Origin of the sequence: Vibrio sp. 2-2(8) (assembly GCF_963888495.1) — a bacterium.
Classification (GTDB): domain Bacteria; phylum Pseudomonadota; class Gammaproteobacteria; order Enterobacterales; family Vibrionaceae; genus Vibrio; species Vibrio anguillarum.
In genome coordinates, this window is sequence record NZ_CAWPJM010000051.1 from 218,822 (window position 1) to 244,766 (window position 25,945).

Consider the following 25,945-nt stretch of genomic DNA (forward strand, 5'->3'; position numbering starts at 1 on the left):
TATTTTGACCAATAACGATATTTTACGCCGTATTCGCTACACTTTTGACTTTAAAGACTCAGCTATGGTTGAGATTTTTGCTGCGGCGGACGGCTGCGTTACTCAAGAGCAAGTGACTACTTGGCTAAACAAAGAGACGGAATCTGTGTTGAGTGATGTGGATCTAGCGATATTTCTCAATGGCTTAATCAATACAAAGCGTGGTAAACGCGATGGTGAACAACCTCAGCCTGAAACACGCTTAACCAATAATATGATTTTCATGAAATTGCGTATTGCGCTGGATATGAAAGCAGAAGATATTTTAGACACATTAGCTTTCATCGATTTTCGTTTAAGTAAGCACGAGCTCAATGCATTTTTCCGCAAGCCTGACAATAAACACTACCGTGAATGTAAAGATCAGATCCTGCGTAATTTTTTAATGGGTGTCCAGCGTCAACTGCGTCCAGAAGATAAACGCGAATATCAAGAAAAAATCGATTAAACCAAAGAAATCTCCTGTAAGTCATTAGGGATCTCTTCATTGAAAAAAGCCATGTCGACATGGCTTTTTTACTTTAATGATCAACGATCTTCATTCTGACGCTTACGAATATCAGTTTTACCTCTTCTTGCTAAACTTTAAAGCGGTCTACCAACTCATAGAGTTCGTTGGCTCGGCTATTCAGCTGTTGGCTACCCGCTTGGTTCTGATTAGCCAGTTCAGCCGATTGACTACTTTGATCAGATATCACCACAATACGCTCTGATATCTCTTGCCCAACAATGCTTTGCTCTTCTGTTGCAGTTGCGATCAGCGCGTTCATATCCATAATCGTGGCAATAGAGTCTTGAATTTTTTGTAATGCTGTCGATGCGGCATTGGCTTTTTCTACGGTGCTTAAGCTACGGCTTTGGCTTGAATCCATCGCTTTAACTGCGGCATCAGAGGCATTTTTCAGTTGCCCGATCATGGCATGAATTTGTCCTGTACTGTCTTGGGTACGGCTGGCTAATTTTCGGACTTCATCTGCTACTACGGCAAATCCTCGTCCTTGCTCGCCCGCGCGAGCCGCTTCAATCGCTGCGTTTAACGCCAGTAGATTGGTTTGTTCTGCAATATCTTGGATAACCGCAAGTAGAGACGAAATGTTTTTCACATCGCCTTCCAGTTTTGAAATCACAAGGCTCGCTTCAGCGACCTCTTTGGCGAGATCCTGTACCGATTGTGCGGCCGAATCAACAATCTCATGGGCATCTTTGGCGTTGTCGTCAGCATCTTTTGCTGATTGAGCGGCATGATGGGCGTTGTTCGAGATCTCTGTTGCAGTCGTGGTCATTTCTGTCATCGCTGTCGCTACTTGATCGGTCTCTTCACGTTGCCCTGATGCAATGGCGTCAACTTGTTGTGCTCGTTGTGTCATGTCATTGGTTTCATCCACAACCTGTTGCCCAACTTGGTGCACGCGCGCAATGATACTTTGCAAGCTGGAGACAAAGGCATTGAAGTTATCACTTAATCTTGCAAATTCAGGGGCGTTGAATTTTTCCATTCTTGCAGTTAAATCAGCGTCACCGCTTGCAAATGAACGAATCGATAAATCAAATAGCTCGAGAGGACGCATGATACTGCGATTTAAAATGATGGCGAAAAAACCGACGATGAGGATAATGATCAAGCTCATCAAACCGATATTGACTAAACTGCTTTGCATATTTTCCGCAGCGAGTGTTTCCATGTTGGCGATTACGGCATCAATATCATCGGTGTAAAAGCCAGTGCCTATCGTTAGATCCCATTGTGGTAAATAGGTAGAATAGGCCAATTTAGGTAGTGGTGTCGTCTCTCCCGGCTTGGGGAAATAGTAGGTAGTGAACTTATCTACTTTGGCATTTTTGATTAAATCTTGGATTAAATAGTTGCCATGCGTATCTTGCATGTTCCAAAAGTTATCGCCTAAACCAGCATTACTTTGGCCCAGTAGTAGTCGATCCCCTTTGCTATTGTAGCCAAAGATATAGCCACTATTTTCAAACGCGATGTCACGCAGTATGGTGATGGCTTCGCTGAGGGGAGCGTTCTTTTGTTTGAGTGATTTGAGCGCTGTATCGGCAATTTGCAGATATGAACGCAGCTCATTTTGTTTCATCTCCATCATGCTAGCGCGGGTAGCGGCCATTTGTTCGTGATTCAGTTTTTGTGTTTCTGAAAAACTGAGATACATCATACTTAACGAAATAATCAGTAGCGGAACAATGGATAGCACATAGAGTCTTTGGCGAATAGTCAGGCTCATGGTTATTTCCTGTTGTTATGTTATTGGCCTTGGTACTTTAACTGACGGTTGACATGCTCGTTGTTGTTATAAATATAGCTTAGCTAAGTTTGCGGCACCGCGTCTTACAAAGAGCATATTTTCATATGAAAAATGGGTGTTATGTCAAATTGGAATGCTAAGTAGAGTTGTTATGCCCTCTATGACTTGCCAGTGGCTTTCATTTCACCGGTTTAAGCTTAATTTCTATATAGAGTATAGATAGGCTGTGATATACTCCGCGCCCACTTTACTTTCGAAGAGCCAGTGACCATGAGCCTGAAAAATGAAATTCAACAACTCAATAACCGTTTAGATACGTGTCGCCATAAGCTCGATGCGGCTAAAGGTCGTGGCGATCAAGTAATGATCAGCAAATTTACCGATGAAGTAGAACAACTGACGAAAAAGCTCGCTCAAGCAAAACACAAGCAAAATTATACGGTGAGCAAAGAGCGTAAGAGTTTGCTTGATATGCCATTTTCTCGTGAGTTGACCAAAGCCGAACAGGCGGATTTAGGTCAATTGAAAAAGTCAGTTAAAGGTTTAATCGTGGTACACCCGATGACAACAATGGGCAAAGAACTGCGTTTAGAAGTGATGACTGGTTTCGCTCCAAAAACCTTCTAACCGTCATTTTTTACGACAGAAAAGAGCCAGATTATCTGGCTCTTTTTGATCGTACCTGCGACTCAATAGCCCATAAGTTGCAATAAATTCTCGGCGGTGTGGATTGCCTCTTTGCGGTTAGCAATATTCAGTTTTTGGTATAGGTTGCGGATGTGGGTTTTGATGGTGGTTCCTGCGACATCCAGCTCTTGTGCAATTTGCTCATTGCTAAACCCAGAGTAGATAAGCCCCAATACTTGCCATTCACGTTGAGTGAGTGGGCTGGTACGAACCAGCTCAGGAATATTTGGGTGATTAACCAGCTTCTCAACAAACTCTTCGTCGAAATGGACTGATCGGCTGCGCTGAGTGGTAGAGATCTCTTTCATTAACTGTTGTGCGCGGTGGCGTTCCAGATCTCCCAATTCGGATCGACTAGAGAGTTTTTCCAACAAGTGGCCGATCTGCGAACCATCGATTAAAAAATTACCCACCATACCCGTCTGATTGGTTAACTGTAGCGCCTCTTTGAGTTTCTCTTTCGCCACTTCTTCATTGTGCACTGTGGTGGCTAGAACGGCTTCGAGGATCAAATTACGGTTTAGGTCAGTAATCAACTGATAAGTTTGCGCTTCGTGCTGCATAAACGTTAAAGTTTCAGTCGCATCTTCCAAATGACCTAAGTGAATCTGAACTCGAGCAATATTACGCCATTGAAGCTGTGAAAAGTGATTGCATGCTTTTTCTGGTCGAATGGTGGTCTTGAGCCACTGCAACATTGCTTCATCATTGCCACGAGCTTGCCAAAATAGAATCAGTGAGAGCGAAGCATTCGCTGTCCAGTCTACGTGATAAGTCGATTGTTTCAGTAAGTGCTGTATTTGTTCGATGAACTTACCCGCTTTATCGAGTTCACCACGGCCAATAGCAATACGTGCCAGCATAGAATAACTGTGCAGATGTTTGCTGGGAGAGTGGTTGCCCAATACGCGTAGTCCTTTATAAGCGCACTCTTCCGCTTCATCCAAGCGGTTCCAGCACCACAGGATTTGGGCACGTATCCGTAGTAAGAATTCATGCAATGGCACTTGCTGTAATTGCTGCTCTTCAATTAATTTGAAGGCAATATCTTGTACTTCAAAAGCGGCTTGCACATAACCTTGAGCAATCAAGATCTCGCTTTGCTGTAGTAATGCCCATAGCGCTTGGTGGTAAACCTGATACTGGCGTGCCAGCTTTTCGGTTTGTTGCATCATCGAGAGTGCGCGGCTTAATTGACCGAGCACGTGGTTCACTTCGCCGACGACTGAAGTGGCGACAATACGACTGCGGTAAACGGTGTGATCCAGTTGGCTGAGTGCTAACTCCGCAAGTTCTAAGGCTTTTTCTGGCTCATTTTGGTTGATCGCGACTTGAGCACGCAGGGCATTGAATTCGCCTTGTTCTTTGGTGCTGAGCTGAACATTAAGCGCTTTCATCTCGTTGGTCGATTTGGTCAGCAGATCCCCAACGTCAAAGTAGCGGTGCTGACTTTGAGCCAGCCAAGCTTGTAGCATACACAGTTTAGGCTCGCGATAGAGCTGAGTGGGGGAGAGTTGGTTAATGGCCTCTTCGAGAGCCAAAAGCTCGCCTTGGTTGAACATCTTCCAGCCAAATTGCGTCAAGATAGTAGCGAGTAAGTCAGTATCGTTGGCGAGCGTGGCGTGACGCAACGCTTGATGAGGTGTAGCTTCTTGCAACCAAGCGTGCGCGGCGGCACGGTGCAGATCGTGCTCCTGCTGCGGGATGCGCGCCAAGCGTTCATGAGAGAGGAATTCCGCAAATAAGTTGTGGAACCGGTACCAGTTGTGCTCACCTTCCAGTGGATAAATGAATAAACCATAGCGGTTGAGCGACTCAATCATGCTCAGCGCATCGTCACGTTTGGTGAGTGCAGAGACTAACACGTCATTAAAGTGATCGAGCACCGAGCATTGCATCAAAAACTGGCGCGTTTCTTTATCGAGTAGATCAAACACTTCCTCAACTAAGTAATCCCATAAATGTGCATGATTAAACTGCGATACCGACTCCGCTGTCTGCGCCAACGTGCGCTTTTGGTGCTGTGCTTGTAAGGCAATCAATTGCAGTGCAGAGGGCCAGCCTTCGACATAGGTGCACAAGTTGTTGGCAGTATCATCATCCACGCCATCAGAGACCCGTTGATTAAAGAAGCGTGTTGTTTCTTCTGTATCAAAGGCGAGTAGCTCATTACCAATTTCTATCATCAAATCGCGTACGCGCAAGTTGGCCGTGCCTAATGGTGGTGTGGCACGGCTAGTGACGACCAGCGTTAGGTTGTCTGGCATGTGTTTGAGGAAAAAGCGCATCGCTTCGTGGATATCGTCATCGGCGATCAAATGGTAATCATCGAGAACCACATAGCACTCTTTGTTAAAGCCAGACATTTCCGAAAACACTTCACTAAATAGCGAGTGTAAAGAAGAGAACTGGCGTCGCTCGGCCAGTTTCTGGGCATTTGGACAACTTTGCTGAGTCGCTTTATTAATCGCTTGCAGTAAGTAGTTGATAAATCGGAACGCATCATTGTCGCTTTCATCAATGCTATACCAACCCACATTGGTCTTGTCTGATAACCATTGGGCCGCCATGGTGGTTTTTCCATAACCAGCAGGCGAGCGGAATAGCACGAGTTTGTAGCAAGGTGCTTGGGCAAGCAGCTCTAACACACGCGGGCGAACGATGGCGTTGTGTAGGCGGCCGGGACGAGTAAGCTTAGAAGGTATCCACATCTTCCAGATTCCATTTATTGTTCTTGTTACTGACTTAAAAGCTGATCCCAGCTTTGGAGGTGCTTAGTAAGAAGAGCATCATTATTTAGGAGTACACAAGTGAACTATCACTCATTTTGTGTGGATGTTACTTGATGTCGTGACGCACGTTTATTGATCCATCCCGAGATTCTTGCAGGATTCACATTTACTCATCATCTACGCCCTGTAATTGTGACTTTAATCACTAAAACTTCTTTGTTATGCGCTATATAAAAACTGAGCATGTACAAAATCTCATGTAATTTGTAAATGAAGCTCATTTTTTTGAGAGCCAATTCTCATATTGAGAGATTGATATTCCCGATCGAAACCTTAGCGTCATGAGCGGTATTTAGGCTAGTGAGCAAGGTGATGTGATCACAATCACTGCTTATGAACCGCTATGTGCAACGAATGAGAGATAGATCACTGCGACTCTGGTGCTCGCCCTCTACGCCCTGAGCTCTCCTCCTAAACGAGGTCATTTTTAGGAGGATGCCGACCTTGCGTAGCTGATGCACGATATGCCGAAGATGAATTAAAACGACTAAGTGAGATTTCGCTAATGAAACCTACGCAACAGAAGAAGTTTGATAAAGCTTCGTTCCAAGACAACGTAAAGAAACACCTGACTGCCACCTACGCTACCACCATTGAAAATGCAGATAGCCGTTCATGGTATCTCGCAATGGGGCGCGCACTGGCTGAATTAACGATGTTTGATCTACTCGAAACTGAGCAAGACGAGCGCATTGTTAACGCTAAGGGTCTGAACTACTTATCACTTGAGTTCTTGATTGGCCGTTTAACGGGCAACAACCTCATCAGCATGGGCCTGTATGAGCAAATCACGGAAGCGATGGCTGATTTAGGTCAGAACCTAACGGATTTATTAGAAGAAGAACGTGACCCATCCTTAGGTAATGGTGGTTTAGGGCGACTTGCGGCATGTTTCATGGATTCGTGCGCTGCGCAAGAGTACCCAACCGTAGGTTATGGTTTACATTATGAATATGGTTTGTTTAAGCAATCTTTTAGTGAGGGCCACCAACAAGAAGCTCCTGATGAGTGGCGTTGTGTTGAAGGCTACCCGTGGGAAGTGGCACGACCACACCTAGCACAAGAGATTGGTTTTTACGGCCATGTTGACGTTATCAATGACAATGGTGTGGAAAAACGCCGTTGGATTCCGAGTATGTTTGTCCAAGCAATGCCTTGGGATTTACCGATCGTCGGCTATGAAAGCGACACGGTTTACCCACTTCGTTTATGGGAATGTCGCGCAATTGCGCCTTTCTCACTGGCTGATTTCAACAACGGTAACTACTTTGAAGCACAGCATGCCTTGATTGATGCAGGCAACATTACCAAAGTACTTTATCCAAACGATAACCACGAAAAAGGCAAGACACTGCGTTTGATGCAGCAATATTTCCATAGCGCGGCGTCAATGCGTGACATTTTGCGTCGTCATGCGGCGGCGGGTCATGACATTGCTGATCTTCCTAAATATCAAACCGTTCAGCTAAACGATACTCACCCAACGATTTCCATTCCTGAATTGATGCGTATCTTGATTGATGAGAAAGGCATGGGTTGGGATGAAGCATGGGCGATCAGCTCAAAAACGTTCGCCTATACCAACCATACGCTACTGCCTGAAGCACTCGAAACCTGGAGCGAGTCGTTGATCCAGCGTTTGCTTCCTCGCCATATGGAAATCATTTACGAAATCAACCACCGCTTCCTGCAAGAAGTACGAGCCAAGTGGCCGGGTGATGTGTCGAAACAGCAAAAACTCTCCATCATTCAAGATGGTTTCCACCGTGTAGTGCGTATGGCAAACCTTTGTGTGGTTGGCTCTTACGCTGTGAACGGTGTGGCGGCGCTGCACTCGGAGTTGGTAAAACGCGATCTTTTCCCAGAATTCCACGAGCTTTACCCAACACGTTTGCATAACGTGACAAACGGCATTACGCCGCGTCGCTGGTTGAAATTTTGTAACCCAGGTTTGTCGGCGCTTATTTCGGAAAAAATTGGCACTGAGTGGCCAGCGCACCTTGACCAGCTAGAAGCGATTGCGCAATACGCTGACGATGCGAAATTCCAAAAAGAGTTTATGGCGGTTAAGAAACACAACAAGCAGCGTCTGGCTGATTGGGTATCAGAGAACATGGGTATTGAGCTTGATACCAATGCCATCTTTGATGTGCAGATCAAACGCTTGCATGAATACAAACGTCAGCATTTGAATATGTTACATATTCTCTCTTTGTATCATCGTTTAGTGAATGACCCAACGTTCGATATGACGCCGCGCGTGGTGTTCTTCGCGGCTAAAGCGGCACCGGGTTACCACCTAGCTAAAGAGATCATCTACGCCATCAATAAAATTGCGGAAAAAGTGAATAACGATCCGCGCATTGGTAACAAGCTAAAAGTAGTTTTCATTCCTGATTACCGCGTGAGCATAGCTGAAATCATCATTCCTGCTGCCGATGTATCCGAGCAAATTTCTACCGCAGGTAAAGAAGCATCCGGTACCGGTAACATGAAAATGGCGCTAAATGGTGCTTTAACCATAGGTACGATGGATGGTGCAAACGTGGAAATTCGTGAGGAAGTGGGTGATGACAACATCTACATCTTCGGTTTGGAAGTGGACGGAGTCGAAGCGTTAAAAGCCAGTGGTTATAACCCATATGATTACTACAATGCGGATCCGCTGCTTAAGGCTTCACTGGATTTGTTGGTGGGTGAAGAGTTTACCCCAGGCGCTCCGGGCAAATTGAAAGCCACGTTCGATAGCTTGCTTGATGGTGGTGATCCATACCTAGTGCTGGCTGACTTCGCTTCGTATGTACAAGCGCATCAGGCGATGGACAAACAGTACCGTGACCAGGCTGGCTGGGCGAAGAAAGCGATTCTTAACACCGCGTTGGTGGGTAAGTTCAGCTCTGACCGCAGTATCCGTGATTACGTTAACAACATCTGGAAATTAGAAACCGTTAAACGTTAATTTTCAAGTAAGCCAAGGCCTTAGAGCCTTGGCTCTATGATGACTCATTATAATAAAACCCTACCCATTTGAAGGGGAAAGAAGTCCCTTCGGAGAAAGCGATGAAACAACTAAACGCATTAAAACAAGTAGCGGCGATGGCGAACATTGCCGACAGCTACATAAGCGCGTGGGGCGACGAAGCGAAAGTGGAAGATGAAACCATTATCCGCTTATTGGCGTCTTTGGGCTATGACACAACCAATGATGAAACGCTGCTGAAATCAGCAGAAAAGAAACACAAGAAAGATGTATTAGATCCTGTTCTCGTTATTCGTGAAGGTGAAGCGGTGGAAGTGCCACTTTATCTAGGTGCCAGCGCACGTGAAAGCGAATTTAACTGGCGCTTAGAAACCGAGCAAGGAGAGGTACTTGAAGGCTATCTTCAATCGCAAGTCGTTCGTGATGAACGCGCTGAGGGTGGCCCTTTAGTGTTTGCATTGCCAAGCGATTTGGCATGGGGATATCACAAACTGTTGGTGACACGGAAACGCCGTAAAACACCGTATGAGCTCACGCTGATAGTGACGCCAAAAGCCTGTTACAAACAAGCGCCTATTACTGAAGGTAAAAAATTGTGGGGCCCGAGTGTGCAGCTTTACACGCTGCGTACTCAGCACAACTGGGGTATTGGTGATTTTGGCGACTTAAAACAGTTAGTGGCGGATATTGCCTCTCGTGGCGGCGATTTTGTCGGTCTTAACCCGATTCATTCTCTCTTTCCTGCAAACCCTGAAGGAGCGAGTCCTTACAGCCCATCGTCACGCCGTTGGCTCAATATTTTATACATTGACGTGAGTTCAGTGCCTGAATTTGCTTTGAGTGCGGATGCGCAGCAAAAAGTAGGCAGTGCGGAGTTTCAGCAACGTCTTCAGAAAGTACGTGAAGCGCATTGGGTAAACTATACAGAAGTTGCAACATTAAAAATGAGTGTCTTGCCACTCCTGTTCACCGAATTTAAAAAACGCCATTTAGATAAAAATAGCGATCGCGCACAAGCCTTTTTGAATTTCGTTGAAGAAGGTGGTGAGAGCTTAGTGCACCAAGCGGCATTCGATGCGCTGCATGTCGATTTACATGCCCAAGATCCGAATGTATGGGGTTGGCCGGTTTTCCCTGAAAAATATCGTCGGTTTGAAAACAGCGCAGTACAGAAATTTATCGAAGACAATCAAGATAAAGTTCACCTATACATGTACTTGCAGTGGATTGCTGATGGCCAAATTAATGAAGCCCAAGCACTCGCGGAAGAAAAAGGCATGGCGGTCGGCTTATACCGCGACCTTGCGGTGGGTGTGGCTGATTCAGGCTCTGAAACTTGGGCTGATGCCGGTAACTTGATTTTAGACGCCAGCATTGGCGCACCGCCCGATATTCTTGGACCACTGGGTCAAAATTGGGGCTTACCACCGCTTAATCCACAAGTATTACAAGCAACCGCTTACGATGCTTATATCAAGCTACTGCGCGCCAATATGAAACATTGTGGTGCGCTACGCATTGACCATGTACTTGGTTTACTGCGCTTGTGGTGGGTACCAAAAGGTGAAAATGCCACTAAGGGTGCTTATATCTACTACCCAGTACAAGATATGCTCGCGATTTTAGCGTTGGAATCTCACCGCCATCAATGTAGCGTGATTGGCGAAGATTTGGGTACAGTACCTGATGAAATCGTCGATATTTTAGCCGACGCGGGTGTTCACTCTTATAAAGTGTTCTTCTTTGAAACCGCAGAAGATGGCGGCTTTATCTCACCGAAACATTACGCCGCTCAATCGATGTCGGCACTGTGCACACATGATATGCCAACGTTGCGTGGTTTCTGGCATTGCGATGATCTCAAAATGGGGAGCGAAATTGGTTTGTACCCCGATCAAGCCCAGCTCGAAGCCTTGTTTGAGGACCGTTTGAAATGTAAACAAGGCATTTTGGATTCGGTGGCATGGCATGGTTATTTGCCTGAGGGTGTGGGGCGCGATGCAAGCCTTGTTCCAATGGATTCGTATTTAAGTGAGGCGCTGCAATTGCACGTTGCATCTGGCGCATCGACCTTGTTAAGTATTCAGTTAGAAGATTGGTTGGAAATGGATAAACCCGTTAATATTCCGGGCACCGTTAATGAGTACCCTAACTGGCGTCGTAAACTTTCAATGAATTTGGATGAAGTATTTGCGCGTGATAATGTCAATCGCATTGCTGCACGTTTAACGGAAGTGCGAGCGAGTGTAAGTAAATAATCACTTACTGAATAAACCTTGATGTGGCTTAGTGTTATCTTTCTTAATCATGGCATGAAGAATTTTAGTCTAGGTCACTCAATGTAACAGCAGAGTTCGGTACACTGAACCTCGCTAGTATGCCCGCCATTTTAGCGGGCATTTTTATACGTTTAAAGAAAGTTAGGTTAGGAGTAGGGATATGAAAACAAAAAAGCTTTCAAAGCTAAAGCAGGCATATAGCCAACTTTCCCATGCATCATTTACAGATCCATTCTCATTTTTAGGCCCTTACCTCGCACCCGATCAAGGTGCGCTACGTGTTTGGATACCGGGTGCCGAAAAAGTTGAGCTGGTGGTGGAAAATCAACCCCGCATTCTGCTTGGGCGTGAAGATGAGTCGGGTTTCATCCTAAAATCAGATATTGATTTACGTTTTACCCACTACCAATTGGCGGTCGATTGGGCAGGTGTCGAACAGCTCATCGATGACCCATATCAGTACCATGGTTTATACGCTGAATATGATGATTTACATACGCCGAAATCGATGTATCACCACATGGGTTCGCAGTTCGTGACCATGGAACGTGGTGGTAAACAAATCTCAGGTATCCGTTTTTTAGTCTACGCACCGCATGCCAAAGCGTGCAGTTTGATTGGCGCATTTAACCAATGGGATGGACGCCGTAACCCAATGCAGCGCCTTGATTACGGTATTTGGGGGATTTTCATGCCCAACTTACCCGAAGGTACGCAATACAAATTTGAATTGAAAGGGCCTCATGGTGAAGGGTTACCGCACAAAGCCGATCCTTGGGGTCACTATGCTGAGCAATACCCTTCGTTTGCTTCAGTGACGTATGATCATCGGCGTTATGAATGGCAAGACAGTACGTGGCAAGCTCGCCCCATCACCGAAAAGCGCAAGCAAGCGCTCTCTTTCTATGAGTTGCACGTGGGCTCTTGGCGTCGTAATTCGGCGGGTGAATTTTTAAATTATCGTGAGCTGGCTGATCAACTGGTGCCTTATTTGGTGGATTTAGGCTATACCCATGTAGAGCTTATGCCCGTTTCTGAACATCCATTTTATGGTTCTTGGGGCTATCAACCTGTTGGCTTATTTGCGCCAACGAGCCGTTTTGGTACGCCCGATGATTTTAAATATTTCGTTGATCAATGTCACCAAGCCGGCCTAGGTGTGGTGCTCGATTGGGTTCCCGCACATTTTCCTGCCGATAGTCATGGTTTAGCCAATTTTGATGGCACTCCTTTATTCCATGATCCTGATCCGCGCCGTGGTTGGCATCAAGATTGGAGTTCGTATATTTACGACCTTGGCCGTGAACATGTGCGCCGTTTCTTAGTCTCGAATGCGTTATATTGGTTTGAACAGTTCCATATCGATGGCATTCGGGTCGACGCCGTTGCTTCGATGCTCTACCTCGACTACTCACGCAGCCATGATCAGTGGATCCCAAATGTGGATGGCGGCAGAGAAAATTACGATGCGATTGCCACCTTAAAGTGGATGAACGAAGAAGTGTACAAACACTTCCCGAATGCTATGACCATTGCTGAAGAATCAACAGCTTTTCCCGGCGTTTCAGCGCCAACCTTTATGGGCGGCTTAGGTTTTGGTTTCAAATGGAATATGGGCTGGATGCACGACAGTTTGGCCTATATAAAAGAAGATCCCGTCCATCGTAAATACCATCACAACGTCATCACCTTCCCGTTAGTCTATGCACACAGTGAAAACTATGTGTTGTCGCTATCACACGATGAAGTGGTGTACGGCAAGGGTTCGATCCACAACAAAATGCCCGGCGATGAGTGGCAACAAACGGCAAACTTGCGTGCTTATATGGGTTACATGTATGGCCAGCCGGGTAAAAAACTCAACTTCATGGGCACTGAATTTGGTCAAACGGCAGAATGGAATCATGATGACCAACTTCAGTGGTTCTTATTGCAGTTTGAACGCCATCAAGGAGTGCAGAATTTAACGCGAGATCTCAATAAGATGTATCAAGCCGAGCCTGCACTTTTTGAGTTAGACAGTGAGCCTCGTGGCTTTGAGTGGCGCTTACAAGATGCGGCCGATGCGAGCATTCTTGCGCATGAACGCATGAGTGACTGCGGTGAACGTATTTTAATTATCACCAATTTTACCCCTGTTCCTCACCAAGCTTTTCGTTTAGGTATGCCTGTCAAAGGTGAGTATCAATTACTGCTTAATACAGATGATAGACACTATGGCGGTAGTGGTTTTGAAGTCAAAAACCGTGTACTGACTGAAAACGTTGAGAGTGAGGGTTTAGACCAATCTATTTTGGTCTGTGTACCGCCACTGGCAACTCTCTACTATAAGCTAGAGACAAGGGTATAGTTGTCAACCCCATTGCAATTTAATGAGTTGAATGGTTCCTTGTGAAGTCTCAACATCAAAATCCCGATTTACAGTGTGAATCGGGATTTTTACATCTGGCTGTCTCAGAATGAGGGTAAGTTTTTACCCATCGAAGCAATATCTTGCTCATACTGGGCAGGTTTTTGCTCAATCAAAAATACATACAATATAAGTGTTTGATTTTAAATAGTAATAGAGTTGGCACTGACTTTGCTCTATGACGAGTGAACTTGTTTCATACCATTCATCATTAAAGTAAGGAATTTGCAATGCCAACTCCATGTTATATCTCTATCGAAGGCGAAACTCAGGGCCTGATCACTGCTGGTGCTCTGTCTACTGATTCAATCGGTGATGCGTTCGTTGAAGGTCATGAAGACCAAATGTTGGTTCAACAATTTGACCACGTTGTAACTGTACCGACTGATCCACAATCAGGTCAGCCTTCTGGTCAACGTGTTCACAAACCATTTAAATTCACCGTAGCGCTAAACAAAGCGGTTCCTCTTCTTTATAACGCACTGGCGTCTGGCGAGAAGATGAAATCGGTTGAGCTAAAATGGTACCGCACTTCTATCGAAGGTAAGCAAGAGAACTTCTTCACTACTACACTCGAAAGCGCGTCTATCGTGGACATTCACTGTGAAATGCCACACTGCCAAGATCCAGCGAACGGCGACTTCACACAAAACGTTACGGTTTCTATGTCTTACCGTAAAATCCTGTGGGATCACGTGAATGCGGGTACTTCAGGCTCTGACGACTGGCGCAAGCCTGTTGAAGCGTAATCACGCTTAGTTTTTGGGTCGCTCACTCGTGTTTCATGTCCTTGGGGTGAGTGGCCCACACCAAAACCTTAAGCTCAGTACGTAGCCTAGTTATGTATTGAGCTTAAGGTTTTTCGACATTCAAATGTGGAAGGGAACAAAGATGGCAAGGTTAAGTTTTAGGCTCACCGTGGAGGGTTTGGCAGACGACACGTTGGTGGTGCGTGAATACCAAGGCGTGGAATCGCTGTCTGATAGCGCGCAAGCGGGCCTGCATTGCTACGGTTTTCGCTATGAGATAAAACTGGCCAGTCGCCAATCTGGCTTAACAGCGCTGGAGCTGGTGGACAAAACCGCTCAGCTTGAGATGTTGCGTGATGGCCTTGTCGTGCAGCGCGTGCACGGCATTGTGCGCCAGTTCAGTAAAGGCGATATTGGCCATCATCACACCTTTTATTCACTGACCTTAGTCCCGGCATTAGAGCGGTTATCACTGCGCCAAAACAGCCGTATTTTCCAGCTCAAAACCGTTCCCGAAATCCTCTCCATCGTACTGCAAGAAATGGGCATTAACGACTACGCCTTCTCGCTGAAGCGTGAGTGTGCTCAGCGTGAATTCTGCGTGCAGTACCGTGAGACGGATATCGACTTCTTGCACCGCTTAGCCGCCGAAGAAGGCTTGGTGTATCACTTCATTCATGAAGAGGGGAAACACACCCTCTTTTTCAGTGACGACAGCCAAAGCCTGACGAAGCGAGAAACGCCTATCCCTTACAACGCCCTCGCAGGTGGCGTGATGGAGAGCCCTTATGTGTCGCAATTAACGCAACACAGCCAAACCGAAGTGAGCCACAGCGCGCTGCAAGATTACAGCTTTAAAAAGCCGAGCTACTCGTTTGCTCAGCAAGCGCAAGGGCGCGAGATGGATTACCAGCAAGCGACCTACGAACACTTTGATGCACCGGGTCGCTTTAAAGACGACGTCAGCGGCAAAGCCTTTAATCAAATTCGCTTAGAGTACTTACGACGAGAAGCGCGTACCGCGACCGGAAAAAGTAACCATCCGGGCCTGCAAGCGGGCACAAAGTTTGACTTACAAGAGCACCTTGACGACAGCGCGAACCGCGACTGGGTTGTAGTGCAAGTGCACCACCAAGGGCGTCAGCCACAAGCATTGGAAGAAGAGGGCGGCAGTGGCGCGACCACGTACAGCAACCAATTCACGCTCATTCCTGCCGATGTCACGTGGCGTGCGACACCGCAAGCCAAACCTCAAGTGGATGGCCCTTGCATGGCGTTAGTCGTGGGCCCTGACGGCGAAGAAATCTTCTGCGACGAACATGGCCGCGTCAAACTGCATTTCCCGTGGGACAGATATTCCAACGGCGATGAACACAGCTCGTGCTGGGTGCGTGTCTCACAAGGTTGGGCTGGCAGCCAATATGGCATGATAGCCATTCCGCGCATTGGTCATGAAGTCATCGTCTCGTTTCTCAACGGCGACCCAGACCAACCGATAGTGACAGGCCGTACCTACCATGCCACCAACAAAGCGCCGTACACACTGCCGGATAATAAAACCAAAACCGTGCTGCGCAGTGAAACGCACCAAGGAGAAGGGTTTAACGAGCTGAGCTTTGAAGACCAAGCGGCGCAAGAGAAAATCTACCTACACGCGCAAAAAGACTTAGATGCTTTGGTGCTCAATGATGCCACGGCGCACATCAAGCACGACCAGCACCTCACGGTGGATAACGACCAGTTTACGCACGTTAAACATAACCACTACCTCACGGTGGAGGGAGAAAGCCGCGATAACATAACCAAAGATAGCAGTGTAGAGATTAGCGGGTCATTACAGCATAAAGTGGCCAAACTGACCGCGATACAAACAGGGCGCGAAATCAGCCTTAAAGCGGGAGCTAAAATCGTTGTAGAAGCTGGGGCTGAAGTGACTTTAAAAGCGGGTGGCAGCTTTGTCAAAGTGGATGCCGGTGGCGTGCACATCGTTGGTCCTGCGATTAACCTCAATGCTGGCGGAAGTGCGGGCAGCGGTAGCGCTTATGGTGGGCAATCCGCCATGTTGGCAACCCCACTACTTGATATGAAAGTTCCAGCCGAATTGCAAGCGAGTGCAATTAACGCGACCATGCAAAGCGGCCAAGCGAATGTGATCACTCATTTTGAGGCTGCCGCAGTACAATACGCTGCGCAGAAATCATCTGCATCATCAGAAAAGCAGTCAGAAGCGAAGGTGGCAGAAAAGAGCGCTCAGGAAGAGAGCCCAAAAGAGGATGCACAAAACGAAGATAAAGCATCACTGCTACAATCGGATGTGTTGAAACCTTCAGAAGAGCTGGAAAAGTTAGCGAAGAAACAAGCCAGCGCTTTCAGAAAAGGCAACAATGGCGAAGAAGTGAGCTTGATTCAGCAAGCGTTAATCAAAATGAAATTTGATTTGCAAGCCGATGGTGATTTCGGTAATAAAACCAAAACGGCCATCGAACAGTTCCAAAAAAGTTATCAACCCAGCCATCAAACGCATCCGTCATACAGCATTGGCCCCATTGATGGTATTGTTGGCCAAGGCACATTACTTGCACTGGATGAAGCTTTGATGGATGGTTGGGAGTCAAAATCGCAGTGTAAATTGATGATCAATTTTGACTTCATTAAAGAACTTGAAGGAGTAAAAAAGAAAGGATATGTTCCTGATGTCGAAAATAGTAATAGTGGTGTCACTATTGCTTCAGGATTTGATTTGGGAGCACGCTCAAAATCAGATTTAATTGCTTTAGGTCTCCCTGCTTCTTTGGTAAATAAGCTTACACCTTATCTTGGTTATAAAAAGAGTGAAGCTGAAGCTATTTTGATTAAGAATCCTCTTATGGTTAACGATTTTGAATTAGAAATTCTAGTATCAAAAGTAAAAAAATCAGAGACAAAACGTATTGTTGATTTATACAATCGAATATCCAAGACGACAAAGTTTGAATGTTTACCGTGGCAGGCTCAAACTGTCATTGCTTCATTGTCATACCAATATGGTTATTTACCATCAGAGACAGAAAATTTCTGGAAGCAAGCCATCGAACAAAATTGGGTAGAAATGTATGATAACTTAATGAAATTTGGTGATAAATATCCCACGCGCAGAAAAAAAGAAGCAAAATTAATAGGAGAAATAAAATGAAAAAATCACTGGTGTTTCTTTTTTGTATAATAACATCCTATGCTCATGCATTTTCAAGCAATGAAATATATAAATCCTTAGATATAACATCGTTTAATAGCTCGCTTATGCAGAAAATATCTGAGAATCAGCGCTATTTTCCACAGTTGGATTTACCTAAACCGAAGATATCAAATGAATCAATTCTGATTGAAAGTGATTATTGGAAGTATGAGATTAAGTTTCTTAAAGAAACCAGTAGTGGAATACATATTTGTTTTATAGATAAAGCAAAGTGGGGCAGTTATGATACTCAAACTCCGATGATTATACGTAAGTATGCTAATGAATACGTAGCAATAAAAATGGTTAGTGATGTATGTGAAGATTTCGCTAAATAGATTTTTGTAGAACATCATGTTTTTATTTGCAATCTCCCAGAGCCAACCTAGCTCTGGGGACTCCCTTCTTACAGCACACAATATTTAGCGTAAGAACCAGCCTCATTCGCTGTCCAATCACCTTTTGGCTTGTCTTTCATACCTTCACACCACGCGTCGCTGCCAATTTGTGATTGGAAGACACAGTGCTTTGCATAATCCACCGCCTGCCCGGCGTTCCATTCGCCTTTTGGTTTCTCTTTCATATCTTGACACCATGCTTCGCTGCCTACTTCTGAGCAGGCGGCGAGTGAAAATGCAGTAAACAATACCAAGGCTATTTTTTTCATGTTTGAGTTCCAAATGGATGCGATTTTTGTTCGGAGTGACTATACCGAAAATCACGGTCTCAGTGTTAATCCTATGCTAAAAATGGGCATCTAATGACAAATCACTCAGTGATGATCCTCACTCTTTTTTACTCCTCAGCTCACTAATCAACGATCAAAATCACATTACCTATTTTCGCATCGTGCAAATTATTTTTGCTACGCTAGGATTCATCGAAACGTTTCGATGAGATTTTCTTGAACGATTCAAGAGTGATAGAAAGGTGTCAAAAAGCGAAACATAAAGCCTAACGTGAAGGTATAACAATGAAAAAAAGTACCCTATTAAACTCGGAACTCTCTTACTTGGTGGCTACTTTAGGGCATACCGACGAAATCACAATTTGTGATGCAGGTTTGCCCATTCCCGATGAAGTGCAGCGTATTGATTTAGCATTAACTCACGGTATTCCCGGTTTTATTGACACGGTCCGCGTGATTCTTTCTGAATCTCAAATTGAAGGTGTGATCATTGCTGAAGAGTTTGCACAAGTAAGCCCTGAGCATCACAAAGCGCTGCTTGCTGAGCTGAAAGCGGAAGAGGAGTTGTGCGAGAAAGCGATTGCTGTCACTTACCTCTCTCATCAAGATTTTAAAGAGCGCACTATGCGTAGCCGCGCCGTGGTAAGAACAGGCGAATGTACGCCGTATGCGAATGTTATTTTTCAAGCAGGCGTCGTGTTTTAAGCCGCGATTGAGGATCCACTATGACTCAAGCAATTTTAGCGCTCAGTGAGATTGAAAAAGCGTTCCCCGGCGTGAAAGCGCTCGATAAAGCTAGCCTCAATGTTTACCCCGGCCGCGTGATGGCGTTGATGGGCGAAAACGGCGCGGGTAAATCAACTTTAATGAAAGTGTTGACGGGTATCTATTCATTGGATGCGGGTTCTATCACTTACCAAGGAAAACCAGCCGCCTTTAAAGGCCCACGAGATTCACAACAAGCGGGCATCAGCATTATTCACCAAGAGTTGAATTTGATTCCGGAATTAACCATTGCTGAAAACATTTTTCTGGGTAGAGAGATAACCGGTGCGATGGGGCGAATTTTATGGAATGAAATGTACCAAGCAGCCGACAAACTACTGGCTCGCTTAAATGTTAAACACAGCTCCAAGACCTTGTTGGGTGACTTAAGCCTTGGTGAGCAACAGATGGTTGAGATTGCAAAAGCGCTCTCATTTGAGTCGAAAGTGATCATCATGGATGAGCCGACGGATGCGCTGACGGATACCGAAACTGAATCGTTATTTAATGTGATTAACGAGCTGCGTGAACAAGGTTGCGGCATTGTTTATATCTCACATCGGTTGAAAGAAATTTTTGAAATTTGTGACGACATTACTGTGTTACGTGATGGCAAATTCATTGGCCAGTGCAAAGTGTCTGACACCAATGAAGATGGCCTGATTGAGATGATGGTCGGCCGGAAATTAGAAGAACAGTACCCACGTATTGAGGTAAAGCACGGCGACACTTGTCTTGAAGTGATAGGCCTTACGGGCTCAGGTGTGCATGACATTAATTTTACGCTCAAACGAGGTGAAATCCTCGGTGTCTCGGGTTTGATGGGCGCAGGGCGCACTGAATTAATGAAAGTGATTTACGGCGCGCTGCCCAGTGAGCGAGGCGTGATTAACCTTGAGAACAAAACCATCAACCCAGTCAGCCCACAAGATGGCCTTGCAAACGGTATCGCGTATATTTCAGAAGATCGCAAAGGGGACGGTTTGGTTCTTGGCCTGTCGGTGAAAGAGAACATGTCACTGTGTGCGTTGAATAAATTTAGCAAAGGTGTACAGATTCAACACAGTGATGAAGTCATCGCAGTGGAAGATTTCATTCGCCTATTCAACATCAAAACGCCATCTCGTGATCAAATCATTGGTAATTTGTCCGGTGGCAATCAGCAAAAAGTAGCGATTGCGAAAGGGTTGATGACACGTCCCAAAGTTTTGATTTTGGATGAACCCACACGCGGGGTTGACGTCGGAGCCAAAAAAGAGATTTACCAATTGATTAACCAATTTAAAGCCGAAGGGATGAGCATTATTTTGGTCTCGTCAGAGATGCCAGAAGTGCTAGGGATGAGTGACCGAATTTTGGTGATGCATGAAGGTCGAATCAGCGGCGAATTCAGTGCCAAACAAGCCAACCAAGAGATTCTACTCGCCTGTGCGGTAGGCAAAAAGATCAATGAGGAAGCAGCATGAGCAGTAACAGCATGAGTAATTCAACCCAAACTAACCGCAGAAAATGGATCAGTAAAGAGTGGCTCATTGAGCAAAAATCACTGATTGCTTTGCTTTTTTTAGTGGTCGTTGTCTCTTTTTTAAACCCCAATTTCTTCACGGTTGACAACATACTGAACATTTTGCGCCAAACCTCAGTCAACGCCATTATCGCTGTGGGGATGACCTTGGTTATTCTAACGGCAGGTATCGATTTGAGTGTTGGCTCGGTACTGGCGTTGTGCGGCGCTTTTGCTGCAACCATGATTGGTCTTGAGATTCCTGTCATTATCGCAGTCCCTACAGCGTTACTTGCTGGCGCGGCACTGGGTGCGATTAGCGGCATCATTATCGCCAAAGGTAAAGTGCAGGCGTTTATTGCCACCTTAGTCACTATGACCTTACTGCGTGGTGTGACCATGGTTTATACCGATGGGCGTCCAATTTCGACAGGTTTTACCGATACTGCAGATGCTTTTGCTTGGTTTGGTACAGGTTACGCGTTGGGTATTCCCGTTCCGGTGTGGATGATGGTGGTGGTCTTTGCTGCGGTTTGGTACTTACTCAACCATACACGTTTTGGCCGCTATGTTTACGCGCTAGGTGGCAATGAGTCTGCGACTCGATTGTCAGGTATTAATGTGGATCGCGTGAAAATTGGTGTGTACGCCATCTGCGGTCTATTGGCTGCGCTGGCTGGCATCATCGTCACGTCTCGCCTCTCTTCTGCGCAACCGACTGCTGGTATGGGTTATGAGCTGGATGCCATCGCTGCCGTCGTACTTGGTGGTACCAGCTTGATGGGTGGTAAAGGACGCATTATGGGCACGTTAATTGGGGCGCTGATCATCGGCTTTCTTAATAACGCGCTGAACCTGCTTGATGTCTCTTCTTACTACCAAATGATTGCGAAAGCCGTGGTTATTTTGCTCGCGGTACTCGTGGATAACAAAAATAAGTAACACGATAGAAAACCTCCGTTTTAAAGCGAGCCATATTAGCTTTAAAACGGCCCCTACAAAAAGGACTATAAAGATGAAAAAACTTGCAACTTTAATCTCTGCTGCTCTACTTTCCACCACTGTCTCTGTGGCTGCGCATGCGCAAGACACCATGGCGATTGTACTATCCACTCTGAACAACCCATTTTTTGTCACCATGAAAGATGGCGCAGAAGCGAAAGCGAAAGAGCTAGGCTACAACCTGATCGTCTTGGATTCACAAAATGATCCAAGCAAAGAGCTATCAAACGTAGAAGACTTAACCGTTCGTGGCGTTAAAGCGATTTTGATCAACCCAACCGATTCTGATGCCGTCTCTAACGCCATTCGTATGGCCAACCGCGCTAAAGTGCCAGTGTTGACACTGGATCGCGGTGCAAGCCGTGGTGATGTTGTGAGCCACATCGCTTCTGATAACGTAGTCGGTGGTGAAATGGCCGGTCACTTTATCGTCGAAAAAATCGGTGCAAAAGCCAAAGTCATTCAACTGGAAGGGATTGCCGGCACATCGGCCGCTCGTGAGCGTGGAGAAGGTTTCATGAACGCGGTGAAAGGCAGTGAAATGGAACTGCTTGCGAGCCAGCCTGCTGATTTTGACCGCACTAAAGGTTTGAATGTAATGGAAAACCTGCTAGCGGCAAACCCAGATGTTCAAGCCGTATTTGCCCAAAATGATGAAATGGCATTGGGTGCACTTCGCGCCGTTCAAGCATCAGGCAAAGAGGTGATGATCATCGGTTTTGATGGTACCGACGATGGTATCGCGGCGGTAGAACGCGGCCAACTTGCTGCGACTGTTGCTCAGCAACCAGACATGATCGGTGCACTTGGCATTGAAACGGCCGATAAAATGCTAAAAGGCGAACAAGTGGATGAGTACATTCCGGTTCCTCTAAAAATCATCAGCAAATAATCTTTGCTGTAGGTAGCTCTTTACTGGCTCGTAGAGAGCTACCTCTTCTATAACCCCTCAGTCATCAATAACCAGTAATCAGGCTCGATAGGTTTGTTTTTTCAGGTGAAGCCACAAAAGCCAAACCTCTCCAGCTCTATTTCAAACATGTTCACTCATGAACAAAGGACAAATTATGAATCAGTTAGTGGTATTAGGTAGTGTTAACGCTGACCATGTTTTGCAAGTGCCTTCATTTCCTCGCCCGGGCGAGACGCTGCATGGTCGTCATTATCAAGTTATTCCCGGTGGTAAAGGGGCCAACCAAGCTGTAGCGGCCGCGCGATTAAAAGCGGACATCGGTTTTATTGCCTGCGTGGGTGACGATGCATTCGGTATCAATATTCGTGAGAATTTTAAGCTCGATGGTATCAACATTACGGGAGTTAAAATGCAGCCCAATTGTCCGACGGGCATTGCGATGATCCAAGTCTCGGACAGCGGAGAAAACAGCATCTGTATTTCGGCAGAGGCGAATGACAAGCTGACGGCTGATGCCATTGAACCGGATTTAGCCGCCATTGGTGCGGCCAAATATTTATTGATGCAACTGGAAACGCCAATCGATGGCATTATTAAAGCTGCGCAAATCGCCAAACAAAATCGTACCAATGTGATTTTAAACCCAGCGCCTGCCCGAGATCTGCCTGATACTCTGCTAGAATGTGTCGATGTGATCACACCAAACGAAACGGAAGCGCAGCGCTTAACGGGGATCACGGTTGATGATGATCACACGGCACAGTTAGCGGCCAATGAACTGCATAAAAAAGGGATTGAAATCGTCTTGATCACCTTAGGTGCAAAAGGCGTTTGGCTAAGCCAAAATGGACGTGGTCAACTGATTGCTGGTTTTAAAGTCGATGTGACAGACACCACCGCGGCAGGTGATACGTTTAACGGTGCTTTGGTCACGGGTTTGTTGGAAGATATGCCTTTAGAATCAGCCATTAAATTTGCACATGCTGCGGCAGCCATTTCTGTTACCCGTTTTGGCGCGCAAACCTCAATACCCACCCGAGTAGAAGTGGACGCGTTTCTCGCTCAGCATCAATAGAATAGGAAAAACAGACATGGCGACAATGAAAGATATTGCAAGATTAGCCGGTGTATCCACGTCTACCGTCAGCCATGTCATTAATAAATCTCGCTATGTGAGCGATGAAATTGCTGAGCGTGTCAATAAAGCCGCGCAAGATCTGAACTATGCCCCGTCAGCATTGGCTCGCAGTCTCAAAATGAACCGAACGCGCACCATTGGTATGTTAGTGACCACTTCGACGAACCCCTTTTTTGGCGAAGTGGTCAAAGGGGTAGAACGCAGTTGCTACCACAAAGGTTATAACCTTATTTTGTGTAATACCGAAGGGGATAGCCAGCGAATGCAAGCCTCTATCAACACGCTGCTGCAAAAGCGCGTTGATGGCTTACTTTTGATGTGTTCCACCTTAGAAGGTGAGCGGATTGACGTTTTTGAACGCTACCCAGATATCCCTGTTGTGGTGATGGATTGGGGCCCAATGCTCTTTCCTAGCGATAAAATACAAGATAACTCTTTACGTGGTGGTTATATTGCGGCGAACTATTTGATTGAGTGCGGTCATAAAGAAATCGGTTGCATTACCGGGCCATTGATTCGACATCAAGCTCAAATGCGTTATGAAGGCTATAAGCGCGCTGTCTTGGAAGCAGGTTTGGACATTTATCCCAATTGGATTGTGGAATCCGATTTTGAATGTGAAGGTGGCTACGAAGCGTTCAATAAAATGTTAGCTAAAGGGCCATTGCCGAGTGCGATTTTTGTCTCTAATGACATGATGGCAATGGGTGTGATTAATGCAGCTAATGAAAAAGGGATCCGCATTCCTGAAGATCTTTCGCTGATGGGGTATGACGATATTCACATCGCCCGTTTTATGTCGCCAGCTCTAACCACTATTCATCAACCCAAATATCGTTTAGGTAAAGCGGCAGTTGACACCTTACTTGCCCGTTTAGAAAACGAAGCGCTCGAACCGCAAATTGTCCAATTAGAGCCGACTTTAGTGGTGCGTAAAAGCATCAAAATGATGAACAAGTAGATGGAAAAATCCCTCTCTTTTCTAAAGAGAGGGATGAGGCACTAATTACTGAGTCATATTTTTCCAGAAATCAGCCCATTGCTGCGGTCGATTATAGAAATGGCTAACAGATACGGTTCGCCATTGCCCCTCTGCTTCATACACAATCGAGGGAAAACCAGAAAGCTGATATTGCGCCATTAAGCTTTGCGTCTGCTCTAACTGCTCTGGTAACTGAGCTTTGGCTTGCTCCATCGCTTGTTCCCATTGATTTGGCTCTAGGTCAAGCGATTGGGCTAACAGTGCCAATGTGTCAGTATCGGCCACAGGCAAACCTTGCTGGTAGTGCGCTTGTTGAATGCTTTTGAGCATAACACTTGGCGATACACCGAGTAATTGCGCTGCAATAATGGCTTGAGCAGTAACGTATGAGTCCAATATCACGGTTTCGCCACTTTTGATTTTGGTGATGTAACCTTCCCCAAATACGGCTCCTGTTTGCTGAGCAATGCGCTGATCAGCTTGCAGTACATGTTGGCGAAAACCATCTGAAAGAGGCGATCGCTCGATCATTCCACCCGGATGAAGGTGCAGTTTGATTCCGCTCATTTCATTCAACTGCTGAATCAGAGAGGTTGCTCCGTAACACCAGCCACACATTGGGTCGAAAATATAGTGGACGTTTACCATTTCATCTCACCCATATGAACTTTGGCACCAATTTCTAAAGCCATTGGTAGGCCAGCATTAGGGTAAAGGTTTTGCATGGTTTGAATTAACTGAGCGCTGTCTTTGCTGTTTGCTTTGGCTTTAGCAAAATCCATAAGATATTGCTGTGCAAATTCAATTGAAGAAGCATCAAGCGCTGTTCCAGAAGTCATATGCCCCGGGATCACTACGTTTGGTTTGAGTGCTTTCATTTGATCAAGTTGTTGCGCCCAAGCTTGGCGGCTCGCATCACTTTGTGCATCAGCCATCCATAAATGAACATTTCCGTATACCGCGACGTTACCTAAAATCGCTTTATTGGCTGGTATCCATAAATAAGGACGATGCGCTAATGCTCCATCCGCATCGCGAATTTCAATAGTTTGCCCATCAATGGTTAAGGTTTTGCCATTATAAGCCGTTGGTAGTATTGGTTTTACAGGGGCATTTGCCCCCATTTTGGGAGCCCAAAATGCCAGTTTACCTTCGAGTTTTTCTGCAATCGTTGCACGTACGCCAGGAGTCGTCAGCACTTTCGCTTGTGGAAACATGTCATGCAGTACTTCAGCGCCAAAGTAGTAATCAGGGTCAGCTTGGCTAATAAAAATCGTGGTTAAGTTTTTGCCAGAGTCGAGTACTTTTGCTGCAATACGGAGTGCGTCGGCTTTAGTAAAGCCAGTGTCAACCACCATCGCTTCTGTTTCGCCATAAACCAAAGTGGAGTTGACATGGAAGCTATTGCCATCTGCATTGTAGACGTCAAGTGTCAAAGGTTGTTGTGCTGCAAACGCGGTGCTGCTGATGAGTGTGGTTGCTGTAAGTAGAGTCAGTGTTTTCATGATTATTTATCCAAAGAGTATGTTATCGGTTCGGGAG

At 45.9% G+C, this 25,945-nt stretch carries 19 protein-coding genes and 1 pseudogene; 15 read left to right on the forward strand and 5 right to left on the reverse strand.

The annotated features are described in order from the left end of the window. The first annotated feature begins 4 nt into the window (after positions 1-4). Positions 5-487 (forward strand): YehS family protein, encoded by a 483-nt coding sequence (locus AACV12_RS13775; protein ID WP_038148283.1) that lies wholly within the window; start codon positions 5-7, stop codon positions 485-487. Between the two features lie 130 nt (positions 488-617). Here the strand turns inward: AACV12_RS13775 and AACV12_RS13780 are convergent, their stop codons facing one another. Next, positions 618-2,279, reverse strand: a complete 1,662-nt coding sequence (locus tag AACV12_RS13780) for a methyl-accepting chemotaxis protein (protein ID WP_019281765.1) — start codon at positions 2,277-2,279, stop codon at positions 618-620. 291 nt (positions 2,280-2,570) lie between these two features. Between AACV12_RS13780 and AACV12_RS13785 the strand changes: the two genes are divergently transcribed. Further along, positions 2,571-2,927, forward strand: coding sequence for a YibL family ribosome-associated protein (locus AACV12_RS13785; RefSeq protein ID WP_026027197.1), 357 nt, complete (start codon positions 2,571-2,573; stop codon positions 2,925-2,927). Positions 2,928-2,989: 62 nt separating this feature from the next. Here AACV12_RS13785 and malT read toward each other — a convergent pair whose 3' ends face one another. After that, positions 2,990-5,698, reverse strand: a complete 2,709-nt coding sequence (malT, locus tag AACV12_RS13790; protein ID WP_170900537.1) for an HTH-type transcriptional regulator MalT — start codon at positions 5,696-5,698, stop codon at positions 2,990-2,992. Positions 5,699-6,284: 586 nt separating this feature from the next. Between malT and AACV12_RS13795 the strand changes: the two genes are divergently transcribed. From AACV12_RS13795 to AACV12_RS13820, 7 genes and pseudogenes are all read left to right on the forward strand, one after another. After that, complete coding sequence (locus AACV12_RS13795) at positions 6,285-8,738, forward strand: glycogen/starch/alpha-glucan phosphorylase (protein WP_013868184.1); 2,454 nt, start codon at positions 6,285-6,287, stop codon at positions 8,736-8,738. A gap of 101 nt (positions 8,739-8,839) precedes the next feature. Next, positions 8,840-11,017: a 4-alpha-glucanotransferase gene (gene malQ / locus AACV12_RS13800; protein WP_026027198.1), complete on the forward strand. Its 2,178-nt coding sequence runs from the start codon at positions 8,840-8,842 to the stop codon at positions 11,015-11,017. A gap of 181 nt (positions 11,018-11,198) precedes the next feature. Next, positions 11,199-13,388 carry a 1,4-alpha-glucan branching protein GlgB gene (glgB, locus tag AACV12_RS13805; RefSeq protein ID WP_170900540.1) on the forward strand — a complete coding sequence of 730 codons (2,190 nt, stop codon included), beginning with the start codon at positions 11,199-11,201 and terminating at the stop codon, positions 13,386-13,388. Positions 13,389-13,678: 290 nt separating this feature from the next. Then, the gene (locus AACV12_RS13810) at positions 13,679-14,197 is read left to right on the forward strand and encodes an Hcp family type VI secretion system effector (RefSeq protein WP_013868180.1); all 519 of its coding nucleotides are present in this window, start codon (positions 13,679-13,681) and stop codon (positions 14,195-14,197) included. Positions 14,198-14,339: 142 nt separating this feature from the next. Then, positions 14,340-16,805: pseudogene (tssI, locus tag AACV12_RS13815) on the forward strand (type VI secretion system tip protein TssI/VgrG); the annotation flags it as partial. Then, on the forward strand, positions 16,794-17,369 hold the full coding sequence (locus tag AACV12_RS18110) for a pesticin C-terminus-like muramidase (RefSeq protein ID WP_445286172.1): 576 nt from the start codon (positions 16,794-16,796) through the stop codon (positions 17,367-17,369). The pseudogene tssI and the gene AACV12_RS18110, both read left to right, overlap by 12 nt. Then, positions 17,366-17,749 carry a hypothetical protein gene (locus AACV12_RS13820; protein WP_019281225.1) on the forward strand — a complete coding sequence of 128 codons (384 nt, stop codon included), beginning with the start codon at positions 17,366-17,368 and terminating at the stop codon, positions 17,747-17,749. The genes AACV12_RS18110 and AACV12_RS13820 overlap by 4 nt, the downstream gene beginning before the upstream one ends. 68 nt (positions 17,750-17,817) lie before the next feature. On the opposite strand, the gene AACV12_RS13825 is transcribed toward AACV12_RS13820, so the two are convergent. After that, complete coding sequence (locus tag AACV12_RS13825) at positions 17,818-18,078, reverse strand: DUF3012 domain-containing protein (protein ID WP_170900544.1); 261 nt, start codon at positions 18,076-18,078, stop codon at positions 17,818-17,820. Between the two features lie 306 nt (positions 18,079-18,384). Between AACV12_RS13825 and rbsD the strand changes: the two genes are divergently transcribed. The 6 genes from rbsD to AACV12_RS13855 all read left to right on the forward strand — a co-directional run bounded on the left by rbsD (position 18,385) and on the right by AACV12_RS13855 (position 24,382). Further along, positions 18,385-18,804, forward strand: coding sequence for a D-ribose pyranase (rbsD, locus tag AACV12_RS13830; protein WP_013868176.1), 420 nt, complete (start codon positions 18,385-18,387; stop codon positions 18,802-18,804). 20 nt (positions 18,805-18,824) lie between these two features. Beyond that, complete coding sequence (gene rbsA, locus AACV12_RS13835; protein ID WP_013868175.1) at positions 18,825-20,330, forward strand: ribose ABC transporter ATP-binding protein RbsA; 1,506 nt, start codon at positions 18,825-18,827, stop codon at positions 20,328-20,330. 11 nt (positions 20,331-20,341) lie between these two features. Continuing rightward, positions 20,342-21,310: a ribose ABC transporter permease gene (rbsC, locus tag AACV12_RS13840; protein WP_010320544.1), complete on the forward strand. Its 969-nt coding sequence runs from the start codon at positions 20,342-20,344 to the stop codon at positions 21,308-21,310. Between the two features lie 73 nt (positions 21,311-21,383). After that, entirely contained in the window at positions 21,384-22,262 is an 879-nt protein-coding gene (rbsB, locus tag AACV12_RS13845) for a ribose ABC transporter substrate-binding protein RbsB (protein ID WP_010320543.1), read from the forward strand. A 175-nt stretch (positions 22,263-22,437) separates the two neighbouring features. Next, entirely contained in the window at positions 22,438-23,358 is a 921-nt protein-coding gene (gene rbsK, locus AACV12_RS13850; RefSeq protein ID WP_249371349.1) for a ribokinase, read from the forward strand. 16 nt (positions 23,359-23,374) lie between these two features. Then, a complete protein-coding gene (locus AACV12_RS13855; RefSeq protein ID WP_013868172.1) occupies positions 23,375-24,382 on the forward strand; it encodes a substrate-binding domain-containing protein in 1,008 nt (335 codons plus the stop codon). Positions 24,383-24,427: 45 nt separating this feature from the next. Here AACV12_RS13855 and AACV12_RS13860 read toward each other — a convergent pair whose 3' ends face one another. After that, positions 24,428-25,051 (reverse strand): DsbA family protein, encoded by a 624-nt coding sequence (locus AACV12_RS13860; protein ID WP_094149348.1) that lies wholly within the window; start codon positions 25,049-25,051, stop codon positions 24,428-24,430. Beyond that, entirely contained in the window at positions 25,045-25,908 is an 864-nt protein-coding gene (locus tag AACV12_RS13865; protein WP_013868170.1) for an MBL fold metallo-hydrolase, read from the reverse strand. The genes AACV12_RS13860 and AACV12_RS13865 overlap by 7 nt, the downstream gene beginning before the upstream one ends. Positions 25,909-25,945 lie beyond the last annotated feature (37 nt).

What these genes read in the sequence shown, in the direction of transcription:
- AACV12_RS13780 (WP_019281765.1), bottom strand. Translation starts at nt 2,279, where the DNA reads ATGAGCCTGACTATTCGCCAAAGACTCTATGTGCTATCCATTGTTCCG.
- AACV12_RS13785 (WP_026027197.1), top strand. Translation starts at nt 2,571, where the DNA reads ATGAGCCTGAAAAATGAAATTCAACAACTCAATAACCGTTTAGATACG.
- malT (WP_170900537.1), bottom strand. Translation starts at nt 5,698, where the DNA reads ATGTGGATACCTTCTAAGCTTACTCGTCCCGGCCGCCTACACAACGCC.
- AACV12_RS13795 (WP_013868184.1), top strand. Translation starts at nt 6,285, where the DNA reads ATGAAACCTACGCAACAGAAGAAGTTTGATAAAGCTTCGTTCCAAGAC.
- malQ (WP_026027198.1), top strand. Translation starts at nt 8,840, where the DNA reads ATGAAACAACTAAACGCATTAAAACAAGTAGCGGCGATGGCGAACATT.
- glgB (WP_170900540.1), top strand. Translation starts at nt 11,199, where the DNA reads ATGAAAACAAAAAAGCTTTCAAAGCTAAAGCAGGCATATAGCCAACTT.
- AACV12_RS13810 (WP_013868180.1), top strand. Translation starts at nt 13,679, where the DNA reads ATGCCAACTCCATGTTATATCTCTATCGAAGGCGAAACTCAGGGCCTG.
- AACV12_RS18110 (WP_445286172.1), top strand. Translation starts at nt 16,794, where the DNA reads ATGGATGGTTGGGAGTCAAAATCGCAGTGTAAATTGATGATCAATTTT.
- AACV12_RS13820 (WP_019281225.1), top strand. Translation starts at nt 17,366, where the DNA reads ATGAAAAAATCACTGGTGTTTCTTTTTTGTATAATAACATCCTATGCT.
- AACV12_RS13825 (WP_170900544.1), bottom strand. Translation starts at nt 18,078, where the DNA reads ATGAAAAAAATAGCCTTGGTATTGTTTACTGCATTTTCACTCGCCGCC.
- rbsD (WP_013868176.1), top strand. Translation starts at nt 18,385, where the DNA reads ATGAAAAAAAGTACCCTATTAAACTCGGAACTCTCTTACTTGGTGGCT.
- rbsA (WP_013868175.1), top strand. Translation starts at nt 18,825, where the DNA reads ATGACTCAAGCAATTTTAGCGCTCAGTGAGATTGAAAAAGCGTTCCCC.
- rbsC (WP_010320544.1), top strand. Translation starts at nt 20,342, where the DNA reads ATGAGTAATTCAACCCAAACTAACCGCAGAAAATGGATCAGTAAAGAG.
- rbsB (WP_010320543.1), top strand. Translation starts at nt 21,384, where the DNA reads ATGAAAAAACTTGCAACTTTAATCTCTGCTGCTCTACTTTCCACCACT.
- rbsK (WP_249371349.1), top strand. Translation starts at nt 22,438, where the DNA reads ATGAATCAGTTAGTGGTATTAGGTAGTGTTAACGCTGACCATGTTTTG.
- AACV12_RS13855 (WP_013868172.1), top strand. Translation starts at nt 23,375, where the DNA reads ATGGCGACAATGAAAGATATTGCAAGATTAGCCGGTGTATCCACGTCT.
- AACV12_RS13860 (WP_094149348.1), bottom strand. Translation starts at nt 25,051, where the DNA reads ATGGTAAACGTCCACTATATTTTCGACCCAATGTGTGGCTGGTGTTAC.
- AACV12_RS13865 (WP_013868170.1), bottom strand. Translation starts at nt 25,908, where the DNA reads ATGAAAACACTGACTCTACTTACAGCAACCACACTCATCAGCAGCACC.